Consider the following 13,742-nt stretch of genomic DNA (forward strand, 5'->3'; position numbering starts at 1 on the left):
AGAATGGAACACATTGGCAAATTTGTCCTTTATTTGATATTAGCAATCAACGCCCTCTTTGTAGGGATGTTGATTTTGAGTGCCTATAGCCCATATCTCCAACCCAAAATACATCCGATAGCTTCCTGTCTGGGGCTTGCTTTCCCTATATTTCTGGCTATCAACCTATGCTTTGTTATCTTTTGGACCATCATCAGCTATCGCTATGCCTTACTGCCGATCATCGGGTTTCTGGTATGTATCCCACAAATACGGACCTATATCCCCATTAATTTTACGGTAGAAACGATACCGGACGGCAGCATCAAGTTCTTGTCCTACAACGTTATGGGGTTTAACAATTTAGAAAAGAAGGACGAAAAAAATCCAATATTATCCTACCTTGCCGACAGCAAAGCTGATATCATCTGCCTTCAAGAGTACAATTCAACTGGAAACAAGAAATATCTGACAGCAGAAGACATTAGGAAAGCATTAAAGGCATATCCTTACCGCTCTATCCACAATCCGGAAAAAGGAGGCAGCCAGTTAGCTTGCTTCTCTAAGTTTCCCATACTTTCGGCACGTCCCATCCAATATGAAAGTACTTACAATGGATCAATGCAGTACACTCTGAAAGTAAATGAAGACACCATTACCCTCATAAACAACCATCTAGAATCCAACAAACTGACGAAAGAAGACAAGGTAATCTATGAGGATATGATAAAAGACCCGGACGCAAAGAAAGTAAAAACGGGGCTCCGACAATTAATAAAGAAACTGGCGGAAGCATCAGCCATCCGTTCTTCACAGGCGGATTCCGTAGCCAGCATCATTGCAAACAGCCAATATCCCACTATTATTGCCTGTGGCGACTTCAACGACGCTTCCATTTCGTACACCCATCGCATCCTTACACAACAACTGGATGACGCTTTCACACAATCCGGCAGGGGACTGGGTATCTCCTATAATCTGAATAAATTCTATTTCCGGATAGACAATATTCTGATCAGTCCCAATCTGAAAGCCTATAACTGTACCGTAGACCGTTCGATTAAAGATTCGGACCATTACCCGATCTGGTGCTATATAGGCAAGCAATAAAACAGAAAAAACTTTAATAAATACCATGATGATTAGAAAAACTTTAACCATTTTAGCAGCAAGTTGTATGATGTACTCCTGTGGAACAAAAACAGAAAGCAATCCTTTCTTCACTGAATTTCAAACAGAGTATGGTGTTCCTTCCTTCGATAAAATCAAACTGGAACATTACGAACCCGCCTTTTTGAAAGGTATTGAAGAACAGAACCAGAATATCCAGGCAATTATCGAAAGCCCGGAAGTACCTACCTTCGACAACACGATTGTAGCTTTGGACAACAGCGCACCCATTCTGGACCGTGTAAGTGCCATTTTCTTCAATATGACGGATGCGGAAACAACCGATGAACTGACCGAGCTCTCTATCAAAATGGCACCAGTCCTTTCCGAGCACGAAGATAACATCTCTCTGAATCAAGAACTTTTCAAACGTGTAAACGCTGTATACCAACAGAAAGATTCAATGAATCTGACCACAGAACAGAAACGTCTGCTGGATAAAACCTACAAAAGTTTCGTCCGTTCGGGAGCTAATTTAGATACAGAGAAACAGGCGCGTCTCCGCGAAATCAACAAAGAACTTTCTACCTTGGGTATTACATTCAGCAATAATGTTCTGAATGAAAACAATGCCTTCCAACTTTTCGTAGACAAAAAAGAAGATTTATCCGGATTGCCCGAATGGTTCTGCCAAAGTGCAGCCGAAGAGGCTAAAGCTGCCGGACAATCCGGAAAGTGGCTGTTCACCCTTCACAATGCCAGCCGCCTGCCGTTCCTGCAATACTCAGAGAATCGCCCGCTCCGCGAGAAAATGTATAAGGCATACATCAACCGTGGAAACAATAACGACAAGAATGACAATAAAGAAACCATCCGGAAGATTGTCTCCCTCCGTCTGGAAAAAGCTAACTTATTAGGTTTCAATAACTATGCCAACTTTGTACTGGACGAAACAATGGCAAAGAATGACAGCAATGTAATGAGTCTGCTGAATGACCTTTGGAGCTATGCCTTGCCGAAAGCGAAAGTCGAAGCCACAGAACTCCAACAGTTAATGGATAAAGAAGGCAAAGGCGAGAAATTGGAAGCATGGGACTGGTGGTATTACACCGAGAAACTTCGCAAAGAGAAATACAACCTCTCCGAAGAAGACACCAAGCCTTACTTCAAACTGGAAAATGTACGCGAAGGAGCTTTTGCAGTCGCCAACAAATTATATGGTATCACTCTGAGCAAACTGGAAGGTATCCCAACTTACCATCCGGATGTGGAAGTCTTCGAAGTGAAAGACGCCGACGGCTCCCAACTGGGTATTTTCTATGTTGACTATTTCCCCCGTTCCGGAAAAAGCGGCGGCGCATGGATGAGCAATTACCGCGAACAGCAGGGAACAACCCGTCCGTTGGTATGCAACGTATGCAGTTTCACCAAACCTGTCGGCGACACTCCTTCTTTGTTGACAATGGACGAAGTAGAGACCTTATTCCACGAGTTCGGTCATGCGCTGCATGGCTTGCTGACAAAGTGCGAATACAAAGGAACCTCCGGTACCAATGTTGTACGCGACTTTGTTGAACTTCCTTCTCAGATCAACGAACACTGGGCCACCGAACCGGAAGTACTGAAAATGTATGCGAAACATTATCAAACCGGTGAAGTAATCCCCGATGAAATCATCGAAAAGATTCTGAAACAGAAAACATTCAACCAAGGATTCATGACTACCGAGTTACTGGCTGCCGCCATTCTCGACATGAACCTTCATATGATAACAGATGTAAATAATCTGGATATGCTCGCTTTCGAAAAAGAAGCGATGGACAAGCTCGGACTGATCCCCGAAATAGCTCCCCGTTACCGTGTCACATACTTCAATCATATCATTGGCGGATACGCTGCCGGATACTACAGTTACCTTTGGGCGAATGTACTTGACAATGATGCCTTTGAAGCGTTCAAAGAACATGGAATCTTTGATAAAAATACAGCCGACCTGTTCCGCTACAACGTATTGGAGAAGGGAGACAGCGAAGATCCGATGATACTTTATAAGAATTTCCGCGGTGCAGAACCGAGTCTGGAGCCGCTACTGAAAAACAGAGGAATGAAATAAAACGGCAAAAAAGCCCTTAAACATCAAATATTTGAGGGCTTATTACATATGAATGTGAAAAAAAAACTATATTTGCAGCCTTGTATGCGGCAAAAAGAACTTGTATACGACAGAATTTAACTGAAAATTAAATTAAAAAAGTAATCATCATAAATTAAAAGTAAAATGCAAAACAAAGGATTTGTAAAGTTTTTTGCGGTACTACTCACGCTGGTATGCGTGTTCTACCTCTCCTTCTCCTTCGTAACTCGCCATTACACAAATAAGGCGAAAGAGATTGCGAACGGTGACCCGAAAGTAGAACAAGACTACCTTGACTCTCTCTCCAATGAGAAAGTAATGCTGTGGAACTGGACGCTGAAAGATTGTCGTGAAATGGAGATCAGTTTAGGTTTGGACCTAAAAGGTGGTATGAATGTTATCCTTGAAGTCTCTGTGCCTGATGTTATCAGAGCATTGGCTGACAACAAGCCAGATGAGAATTTCAACAAAGCGTTGAATGAAGCTGCAAAGCAAGCTGTCAACAGCCAGGACGACATCATTACCTTGTTCGTCAGAGAATACCAGAAGACTGCTCCGGGCGCAAAACTTTCTGAACTCTTCGCGACACAACAGTTGAAAGATAAAGTTAACCAGAAATCATCAGATGCTGAAGTAGAAAAAGTATTGAGAGCAGAAGTAAAGGCTGCCGTTGAAAACTCATACAACGTGCTTCGTACCCGTATCGACCGCTTTGGTGTTGTTCAGCCGAACATCCAAAGCCTCGAAGATAAGATGGGCCGTATCATGGTGGAACTTCCGGGTATCAAGGAGCCGGAACGTGTGAGAAAACTTCTTCAAGGTTCGGCTAACCTCGAATTCTGGGAAACATATACTGCAAAAGAGATTCTTCCGGCTATGCAATCGGCTGACTCAAAATTGCGTGCTATCCTGTCACAGGAAACGGCTGCTGACTCTACAGCTACTAACACAACAGCAGACACAATCCCTGCAGCCAAACTGACAGAAGCTACTCCGGCCAAAAAAGCCGTAAGCGTTGCCGACAGCCTCGCAGCTACTCTGAAAGGAGATGCCAAAGACGAAAAAGCTGGAGCAAACATGGAAGAAATCAAAAAGCAATATCCGTTGCTGGCTATTCTTCAGTTGAATTCAAGCGGTCAGGGTCCGGTTATCGGCTATGCTAACTATAAGGATACTGCTGATATCAACAGATATCTGAGCATGCCCGAAATCCAGTCAGAACTTCCGAAGGATCTTCGTCTGAAATGGGGCGTTTCTCCTTCTGAATTCGATAAAAAAGGACAGACATTCGAACTGTATGCCATCAAATCTACTGAACGTAACGGTAAAGCTCCGTTGGAAGGTGACGTAGTAACAGATGCAAAAGATGAATTCGACCAATACAGTAAACCGGCTGTCAGCATGACAATGAACTCTGACGGTGCACGCCGCTGGGCACAGTTGACCAAGCAGAACATCGGTCGTTCTATCGCTATCGTTCTTGATAATTATGTATATTCTGCTCCGAACGTAAACTCTGAAATCACAGGCGGACGCTCACAGATTACAGGTCACTTCACTCCGGAACAGGCAAAGGACTTAGCTAACGTATTGAAATCAGGTAAGATGCCGGCTCCGGCTCACATCGTACAGGAAGATATCGTAGGTCCGTCTCTGGGTCAGGAATCTATTAACGCAGGTATTTTCTCATTCGTTGTAGCTTTGATACTGTTGATGATCTATATGTGTTCCATGTATGGCTTCATCCCGGGTATGGTTGCCAACTGCGCATTGTTCCTGAACTTCTTCTTCACGCTGGGTATCCTTTCATCCTTCCAGGCGGCACTGACCATGTCCGGTATTGCCGGTATGGTGTTGTCACTCGGTATGGCGGTGGATGCGAACGTACTTATCTATGAACGTACAAAAGAAGAGCTTCGTGCCGGCAAGGGTGTGAAGAAAGCATTGGCTGACGGTTATTCAAATGCCTTCTCTGCTATCTTCGACTCCAACCTAACATCTATCATCACCGGTATCATCCTGTTCAACTTCGGTACAGGTCCTATCCGTGGTTTTGCCACTACATTGATTATCGGTATCCTTGTATCCTTCTTCACTGCTGTGTTCATGACTCGTCTGGTTTACGAACACTTCATGAATAAAGACAAGTGGCTGAACCTGACATTTACTTCCAAGATTTCCAGAAACTTGCTGGTAAATACCCGTTTCGACTTCATGGGAACCAATAAGAAGTCACTGATCATCGTAAGCGCTATTATCCTTGTTTGTATTGGTTCGTTTGCATTACGTGGTTTAAGTCAAAGTATTGACTTCACCGGTGGACGTAACTTCAAGGTACAATTCGAGAATCCGGTAGAACCGGAACAAGTTCGTGAACTGATCGCTGACAAGTTTGGTGAAGATGTAAATGTAAATGTGATCGCTATCGGTACAGACAAGAAAACAGTACGTATCAGTACCAACTACCGTATCGCAGACGAAGGTAACAATGTAGACTCTGAGATCGAATCATACTTATACGAAACACTGAAGCCGTTGCTGACACAGAACATCACACTGGCTACTTTCATCGACCGTGACAATCACACAGGTGGTAGTATCGTAAGTTCACAGAAAGTAGGTCCGAGTATCGCAGACGATATCAAGACAGGTGCCGTATGGTCAGTTGTTCTGGCTCTGATCGCTATCGGTCTGTATATCTTGATCCGTTTCCGCAACATCGCTTACAGTATTGGTTCTATCGTAGCTCTGACTTGTGATACGATCATGATTATCGGTGCTTACTCACTGTTGTGGGGATTCGTTCCGTTCTCATTGGAAATCGACCAGACATTTATCGGTGCTATCCTGACAGCTATCGGTTACTCTATTAATGATAAGGTGGTAATCTTCGACCGTGTACGTGAGTTCTTCGGCTTGTATCCGAAACGCGACAAACGTCAGTTGTTCAATGACTCTCTGAACACGACACTGGCTCGTACCATCAATACTTCATTGAGTACGTTGATCGTATTGCTGTGTATCTTCATCCTCGGTGGTGATTCAATTCGCAGCTTCGCATTCGCTATGATCCTCGGTGTTGTGATCGGTACTTTATCTTCATTGTTTATTGCATCTCCGATTGCATACAACATGATGAAGAGCAAAAAAGTAGTAACAACTACTACGGAAGATTAATACAATCCAGAAATAGAAAAAGCCTCTTCCGAATATTCGGAAGAGGCTTTTTCTATTGATTATTAAAACAAATAGAAGCTATAAGACGTTAATCTTAAAAGAGACCATTGTAAAACTTTAAACTTGTACAGTATGAAAGCAAACAACACAGCTCCCTACAGATCTTCTTAAGTAGCCCCGAGGGGAATCGAACCCCTATCTAAAGTTTAGGAAACTTCTATTCTATCCGTTGAACTACAAGGCCGCTTTTATTTTGGTTGCAAAGATAACGGTTTCTGTCGATTTAACAAGAATAAAAATGCAGGTTCCTTTCAGCAATTTCAAATATTTGGCGTCAATAGGACAATAAAGTACGATTTATTTTGATAATTCGATTAACTTTCCGACCTTTGCACTCACAAATTGAAAGTAAAATCAGTTTTTAAATTAAATATAGTAATTAAAGTTATGGCAGACGAAATGATGGTTAAAGAATTGGAGGAAGTAGTAGTACGTTTCTCCGGCGACTCCGGCGATGGTATGCAGCTGGCAGGCAACATCTTCTCGAACGTGTCGGCTACGGTAGGAAATGACATTTGTACATTCCCTGACTATCCGGCAGACATCCGTGCTCCGCAAGGTTCGCTGACCGGTGTTTCCGGTTTTCAGGTTCACATTGGTGCAGGACAGGTGTACACTCCAGGAGACCGTTGCCACGTATTAGTAGCGATGAACCCCTCCGCACTGAAAACACAAATCAAATTCTGTAAACCGCAAGGACTTATCATCACCGACTCCGACTCGTTCGAAGCCAGAGACCTGGAAAAAGCACAATTCAAGACCGACAATCCTTTCGAAGAATTAGGCGTTAAACAAGAAGTGTTGGAAGTGCCCATTTCTTCTATGTGCAAAGAAAGCCTGAAAGATTCCGGACTGGACAACAAGTCTATTCTCCGTTGCAAGAACATGTTTGCTCTCGGACTGGTTTGCTGGTTATTCAACCGCAGCCTGGCAGCAGCAGAAAAGATGCTGCGCGAGAAATTCGCAAAGAAACCCGAAATAGCAGAAGCAAATATAAAGGTATTGAATGATGGTTATAACTATGGTGCCAATACTCACGCTTCTACCTCTACTTATAAGATTGAAAGCAAAGCTCCGAAATCAAAAGGACTTTATACAGATATTAATGGCAACAAAGCAACATCTTACGGATTGATTGCTGCCGCTGAAAAAGCCGGTCTGGAACTCTATCTGGGTTCATACCCTATCACTCCGGCAACAGATATTCTGCACGAATTATCCAAACATAAATCACTGGGTGTAAAAACCGTACAGTGCGAAGACGAAATTGCCGGATGTGCTTCGGCAGTTGGCGCCGCTTTTGCCGGTGCTCTGGCAGTAACTACTACTTCCGGACCGGGTGTTTGTCTGAAAAGTGAGGCGATGAATCTTGCTGTAATCGGCGAACTTCCTTTGGTCATTGTCAACGTACAGCGTGGTGGTCCATCTACAGGTCTGCCTACCAAGTCGGAACAAACAGACTTGCTGCAAGCACTTTACGGACGTAACGGTGAAAGCCCGATGCCGGTCATCGCTGCTACTTCCCCCACTAATTGTTTTGACGCTGCTTATATGGCTGCCAAGATTGCTTTGGAGCATATGACTCCGGTTGTATTACTCACCGATGCTTTCGTAGCCAACGGTTCTGCTGCCTGGAAACTTCCTAATCTGGACGAATATCCTGCTATCAAACCTCCGTATGTAACTCCGGACATGGCTGGTAACTGGACTCCATATCAACGTAATGCAGAAACTGGTGCACGCTATTGGGCAATCCCGGGAACAGAAGGATTTATGCACCGTATCGGTGGTCTTGAAAAGAGCAACGAGAACGGCGCCATCTCTACCGAACCCGAAAATCATAACAAGATGGTTCACCTGCGTCAGGCCAAAGTAGACAAGATTGCAGACTATATTCCCGAACTTGAAGTGCTGGGCGATAAAGACGCAGACCTACTGATTGTTGGCTGGGGTGGCACCTACGGACATCTTCGTCTGGCTATGGACTTTATGCGCGATCATGGAAAGAAGGTAGCCTTTGCACACTTCCAATACATCAATCCGCTGCCTAAGAACACAGCAGACGTATTACGTAAATACAAGAAGATTGTAGTAGCTGAACAGAATCTGGGACAATTTGCCGGATATCTGCGCATGAAAATACCTGGACTGAACATCAGCCAGTTCAACCAAGTGAAAGGCCAGCCTTTCGTTACGAGAGAATTGATAGATGCATTTACTAAATTATTGGAGGAATAAGAGATGAGCGATAAAGTATATACCGTACAAGATTATAAATCAGGCCAACCTCGCTGGTGTCCGGGATGCGGTGACCACGCTTTCCTGAACTCACTGCACAAGGCAATGGCTGAACTGGGAGTAGCTCCGCATAACATCGCCGTAATTTCGGGTATCGGTTGTTCTTCCCGTCTGCCTTATTATGTGAACACATATGGCTTCCACACCATTCACGGACGTGCTGCTGCTGTTGCAACAGGTGCAAAGGTAGCTAATCCGGATTTGACGATCTGGCAGATCTCCGGTGACGGTGACGGTCTGGCTATTGGTGGTAACCACTTCATCCACGCTGTTCGCCGTAACATCGACCTGAACATGATCCTACTGAACAACCGCATCTACGGATTGACAAAAGGACAATACTCACCGACTTCGGAACGCGGATTCGTCAGCAAATCATCCCCTTACGGAACAGTAGAAGATCCGTTCCACCCGGCAGAACTTGCCTTCGGTGCCCGCGGACGTTTCTTTGCCCGCTGTATAGCAGTAGACGGCGCCGCTTCTGTAGAAGTATTGAAAGCAGCCGCCAATCACAAAGGCGCATCTGTAGTAGAAGTTCTGCAAAACTGCGTCATCTTTAACGACGGAACTCATGCTTCCGTTGCAACGAAAGAAGGACGTGCGAAGAACGCAATCTATCTGGAACACGGCAAACCGATGTTGTTTGGTGAAAACAAAGAGTTTGGTTTGATGCAGGAAGGTTTCGGACTGAAAGTAGTGAAACTTGGCGAAAATGGAATCACAGAAAAAGACATTCTCGTTCATGATGCTCACTGCCAAGACAATACGCTTCAGTTAAAACTGGCATTGATGGAGGGTCCCGATTTCCCGATTGCACTCGGTGTAATCCGCGAAGTAGAAGCTCCTACATACAATGATGCCGTAACAGAGCAGATCGAAGACATCAAAGGCAAGAAGAAATATCATAACTTCCAGGAACTGTTGATGACTAATGATACTTGGGAAGTGAAATAATTCGCTTTTCATCCGCAAACGAGAAGGCGCAGACAAGAGATATCATTCTCTTATCTACGCCTTTTTTCATTTTCAAATCATCGGTTCGCCTTACGCTTCTTTACTTCCTCCACGAGTTTCGTAAAGGATTTCTCCTTTTTACGCTTTTCATGTTCGGAAGCGGAGAAATGCCAAGCTTCGCGCCGGAGTTTCAGGTAGCTCTCATAGACTTTAGCATCCAATAGCCCACTGTTTACCGCTTCCAAAACGGCACAGCCGGGTTCATTGATATGCTTGCAGTCCTTGAAGCGGCATGCCTTCGCATAATCGGAAATATCCAGCACTTCTTCCAATGAATCAACACCGTCCATAGCCAGCCCAAACTCCCGGACGCCCGGAGTATCGATCAGCACACCCGATCCATCCATCAACACCATTTCCCGTCGAGTCGAAGTGTGCCGTCCTTTCCCTGTAGACAGGCTTATATCAGACGCAAGCAATAACGATTTCCCACAAAGTGCATTCACCAGAGAACTTTTACCGACCCCCGAAGAACCGACAAACACCACCGTTTCGCCTTCCGGGATAGATTCCCGCAACCGAAGAATCGTTTCGGGCTGACGAATACTTGTAAAAAACACCGGTATCCGGCGGAATATATGCTTTATTTGTTCTTCAATCTCCTGTCTGTCAAAGTCTAAATCGGCTTTGTTGAGCACCCATGCGGCATTGATATTCTCCTCCTGCATCTGAACCATAAAGCGCTCCGCCCTGCGGACATTAAAGTTATCATCAAGGCTTTGTACAATAAACGCCTGATCGACATAAGATGCAATCACCTGTTTATCAGCAACTGTACCGTTTTTCTTACGATACAATGTCCGCTCACGGGGAAGCATATCAACGATGATTCCTTTATTTTCATCAAACGGCTGAAAGATGACCCAATCACCCGTACAAGGCAGTTCGAAGTCCGATCTTCCATACATCATACTTCCTGTCAGCTCACACTGAAACTGTCCGTTTTCAGAAATTACTTCGTAGCAGGTACGATGTACGACGGATACCCTGCCATGAGGCAACGCATTATAGGTTGATTCCTGTTTCAGCTGGTCCAATTTATCATTCCAACCATAAATAGCTAACTGGTTCATTGTCCTACCTTTTTTGCGATGAAGAACACATAACCGTAAAACTCTTTATACTTGCGGTATAATTCTACTTCCATCGATTGAAGCGCACTGAATTCTTCGGCTATTTTATTTCCTGCATACTTACGAAGAAAAATCTCCTGCGCCGGAACCTTCAGAGCAAAATAATGCTCTGTCCAACAGTTTTCCGGCAGAATAAATGTTGCGACGGGAAGATAGCCGGCTTTGTGTATCTTGGCCACCTGATTAGGAATCGTATCTATTTCCGGATACGCATCTACCCAGAAGTCATTGATTTCCGCGGGGCGTTCGTCTGTAAACCACGAACTTTCGGAAACAGCAATATACCCTCCCGGTTTCAAATACTGACGCCACTCATTCAGTCCCCGTTCAAAACCGATATTATAAATGGCACCTTCCGACCAGATCAGATCCAGTTCCTCCTTCTGAAAAGGAAGATCATCCATTGAGCCGACAATACCTTTTACCCGGTCCTGCAAACCTGATTGCAGGACGTTACGGTTGAAAATATGAATAAAGTCGGAAAGAAAGTCCAGCCCGGTAATCTGTCCCGGCGTATGTTCCGCCAATACCATTGTCTGACCGCCCGTCCCGCAACCGATGTCGGCGATAAGGGATTTATCGGTAAGATTATCTATGAAGCTCAATGCTTTCAGTGTCACTTCAGGGCTTCCGGGCCCTTGTCGCTCCATATTGGAAAAGAAGTCACAGATTAAATTAAGTTCGAATTCATGAATAGTTTTATTTTCGTTACTCATTATCGTAATGTATTTTGCATACACAGAAAGCATCACAACGCTTTCATCATTGCACGCAGATTAAACTTGAATTAAATAAATAAAGAATCACTCTCGAAAGGAGTTATCCGAGAGTAAACGAAGAGACAATCTGTATCAAAAGCACAGATTGTTTATAAAACCAAATCCGATTTAAATGTCTTTGTCATGCCGCAAAGATATATAATACTTTCCGATCCTGCAAAATAAAAAACATGTTTTAATGTCATCCATGCCTAAAAAGTTAGAAGCATTTAATGCTTTTCCGTGCGGTATCAAAAAAAAAATCGTAGCTTTGCAATAACTTAAAAAAGAGACTGATATGGAACAACAGGACAGATATATACGTTTTGATTGGGCAGTGAAAGTACCTTCTCCGCCAAAAAGCAAATTTTGGTGTGTTGGAGGGCTTCTTGACTGTGCTTTTGGGCGAAGACGTGAAAATCATCGAACTGTTGGAAAGTGAAAGTAATCAGCAGACCATTGATGATAAGTTCAACCGTGTGAACATCAAAGCCAGAAATAGTAAAGATGAAATAATCATTGTAGAGATTCAGAATACCCGTGAATTATATTATCTGGAACGCATCCTTTACGGAGTGGCGAAAGCGATTACGGAACATATTTCTTTGAGTGAATGCTACTACGAGGTGAAAAAGATTTATTCTATAAGTATCCTCTACTTCGATATCGGCAAAGGGGACGATTATTTGTATCATGGTCAGAATAACTTTACGGGAGTACACACCGGAGATCGGCTCGAAATAACCACTAAAGAAAAGGATGCCCTCGTCCGTAAACTTCCCGCAGAAGTTTTTCCGGAGTATTTCCTGATTCGTGTGAATGAATTCAATAAAGTAGCCGTTACTCCACTGGAAGAATGGATTGAGTACCTGAAAACCGGTTGTATTCGTCACGATACTACAGCTCCCGGCTTGGGAGAAGCCCGCAAAAAGCTGATTTACTATAATATGTCTCCGGAAGAACGACATGCTTATGATGAACACTTAAGCGCCATAATGATACAAAATGACGTATTGGATGGGGCTAAATTGGAAGGTCGCATGGAAGGAATGGAAAAAGGGATAGAAAAAGGACGAATGGATATAGCTCGGAATCTGAAATCAATGGGACTGGACATAGCGGCAATCCAAAAAGCTACGGGATTGCTACCTGAAGAAATTCAGAAGTTGTAAATGATGTGATTGTTTATATACTATTGTTCCGTTTCATTTCTTTTCCCACATAAGCGATAATGAAGAGAAATGATAGTCATCTGAATGGCAGGGATACATTTGCAATTGAATGGACAGATACATTTACCACACATTTTTTCACTAATTCTCACCCGACTCATTACTTATGAACGAGTCTCCATGTAAGAATGAAGCAAACTTGCACTAAAGTATTTCCCAATAAGTACAAGACTTGCTCCGGACAAGTACTTAAGTTGTCTGATTCTAGTACTACGTTCGGGTCGAAGATGTACAACATTGGAATGAAAGATGTACTACCTTTACTCTATTGTATATTATCAAGCGTTCACCGCATTCAGCCTTTTCAGTTTCTCTCGCAAACGTCCTGATAGAAGGAGATAGCGACTGAAGGCTGTTTTTTTATACCCTGCCTCTGGCGCCTTCTGAGAAGAGGGAGTGCTTTCAGCCCTTTCAGCCTTGGGCATACATAAATCCATCGTTTATTGGCTATGCCTACTCTGCATACAATTGATCGTTACTCGACATATGGGCTGAATCCTGTAAGCCCGGAGATGAACTTCACTCACCACCGAGTTGAACTCCACTCACCACCGAGGTAATGGTTACTCGCTCCCGAAGTGAAAGTGGATGGTATACCAGCTTATTTGAAATGAATAAACTGTTCATAATTCATAAAAACAGAGGTTCGGTTTACCTCAAACAGAAGCTCTGTTTGTCTCCAATAGAGGTTCTGTTTAAGATAAATACAGGCTCTATTGAAACAGAACTTGCTAGCGCTCGAACCAATTTTTTCCGGCTGAAGGGGCTGAAAGCACTCCCCCCTCTCAGAGCGTGCCAGAGGTGGGATATAAAAAACAGCCTTCAGCCGCTATCTCCTTCCATCAGG

The 13,742-nt window shown here is 43.8% G+C and carries 7 protein-coding genes, 1 tRNA gene and 1 pseudogene; 6 read left to right on the plus strand and 3 right to left on the minus strand.

Annotated features, from left to right (window positions below; all coding sequences use genetic code 11):
• Positions 1-3: 3 nt before the first annotated feature.
• The 3 genes from K6V30_RS03250 (at position 4) to secDF (ending at position 6,400) form a co-directional block, all read left to right on the plus strand.
• Positions 4-1,089, plus strand: coding sequence for an endonuclease/exonuclease/phosphatase family protein (locus tag K6V30_RS03250; RefSeq protein ID WP_010535673.1), 1,086 nt, complete (start codon positions 4-6; stop codon positions 1,087-1,089).
• Between the two features lie 25 nt (positions 1,090-1,114).
• Complete coding sequence (locus K6V30_RS03255; protein ID WP_010535674.1) at positions 1,115-3,202, plus strand: M3 family metallopeptidase; 2,088 nt, start codon at positions 1,115-1,117, stop codon at positions 3,200-3,202.
• 165 nt (positions 3,203-3,367) lie between these two features.
• A complete protein-coding gene (secDF, locus tag K6V30_RS03260; RefSeq protein ID WP_224207251.1) occupies positions 3,368-6,400 on the plus strand; it encodes a protein translocase subunit SecDF in 3,033 nt (1,010 codons plus the stop codon).
• Positions 6,401-6,572: 172 nt separating this feature from the next.
• Here secDF and K6V30_RS03265 read toward each other — a convergent pair.
• Positions 6,573-6,644: transfer RNA gene (locus tag K6V30_RS03265), tRNA-Arg, on the minus strand.
• A gap of 203 nt (positions 6,645-6,847) precedes the next feature.
• Between K6V30_RS03265 and K6V30_RS03270 the strand changes: the two genes are divergently transcribed.
• Complete coding sequence (locus tag K6V30_RS03270; RefSeq protein WP_010535676.1) at positions 6,848-8,698, plus strand: 2-oxoacid:acceptor oxidoreductase subunit alpha; 1,851 nt, start codon at positions 6,848-6,850, stop codon at positions 8,696-8,698.
• Positions 8,699-8,701: 3 nt separating this feature from the next.
• Positions 8,702-9,712: a 2-oxoacid:ferredoxin oxidoreductase subunit beta gene (locus K6V30_RS03275; RefSeq protein ID WP_010535677.1), complete on the plus strand. Its 1,011-nt coding sequence runs from the start codon at positions 8,702-8,704 to the stop codon at positions 9,710-9,712.
• A gap of 77 nt (positions 9,713-9,789) precedes the next feature.
• Here K6V30_RS03275 and rsgA read toward each other — a convergent pair whose 3' ends face one another.
• Both rsgA and K6V30_RS03285 read right to left on the minus strand, forming a co-directional pair.
• Positions 9,790-10,845, minus strand: a complete 1,056-nt coding sequence (gene rsgA / locus K6V30_RS03280; RefSeq protein WP_010535678.1) for a ribosome small subunit-dependent GTPase A — start codon at positions 10,843-10,845, stop codon at positions 9,790-9,792.
• Positions 10,842-11,654 carry a class I SAM-dependent methyltransferase gene (locus K6V30_RS03285; protein WP_029425082.1) on the minus strand — a complete coding sequence of 271 codons (813 nt, stop codon included), beginning with the start codon at positions 11,652-11,654 and terminating at the stop codon, positions 10,842-10,844. Before K6V30_RS03285 ends, rsgA begins: the two co-directional genes overlap by 4 nt.
• Before the next feature lie 307 nt (positions 11,655-11,961).
• Between K6V30_RS03285 and K6V30_RS03290 the strand changes: the two are divergent.
• Positions 11,962-12,835, plus strand: a pseudogene (locus tag K6V30_RS03290) (Rpn family recombination-promoting nuclease/putative transposase).
• Positions 12,836-13,742 lie beyond the last annotated feature (907 nt).

The sequence above is a fragment of the Bacteroides faecis genome, from assembly GCF_020091505.1.
GTDB classification, from domain to species: domain Bacteria; phylum Bacteroidota; class Bacteroidia; order Bacteroidales; family Bacteroidaceae; genus Bacteroides; species Bacteroides faecis.

Excerpts from the sequence above, each read along its gene's own strand:
- K6V30_RS03285 (WP_029425082.1), bottom strand. The coding sequence starts at position 11,654 with ATGCTTTCTGTGTATGCAAAATACATTACGATAATGAGTAACGAAAAT.
- secDF (WP_224207251.1), top strand. The coding sequence starts at position 3,368 with ATGCAAAACAAAGGATTTGTAAAGTTTTTTGCGGTACTACTCACGCTG.
- K6V30_RS03270 (WP_010535676.1), top strand. The coding sequence starts at position 6,848 with ATGGCAGACGAAATGATGGTTAAAGAATTGGAGGAAGTAGTAGTACGT.
- K6V30_RS03255 (WP_010535674.1), top strand. The coding sequence starts at position 1,115 with ATGATGATTAGAAAAACTTTAACCATTTTAGCAGCAAGTTGTATGATG.
- K6V30_RS03275 (WP_010535677.1), top strand. The coding sequence starts at position 8,702 with ATGAGCGATAAAGTATATACCGTACAAGATTATAAATCAGGCCAACCT.
- K6V30_RS03250 (WP_010535673.1), top strand. The coding sequence starts at position 4 with ATGGAACACATTGGCAAATTTGTCCTTTATTTGATATTAGCAATCAAC.
- rsgA (WP_010535678.1), bottom strand. The coding sequence starts at position 10,845 with ATGAACCAGTTAGCTATTTATGGTTGGAATGATAAATTGGACCAGCTG.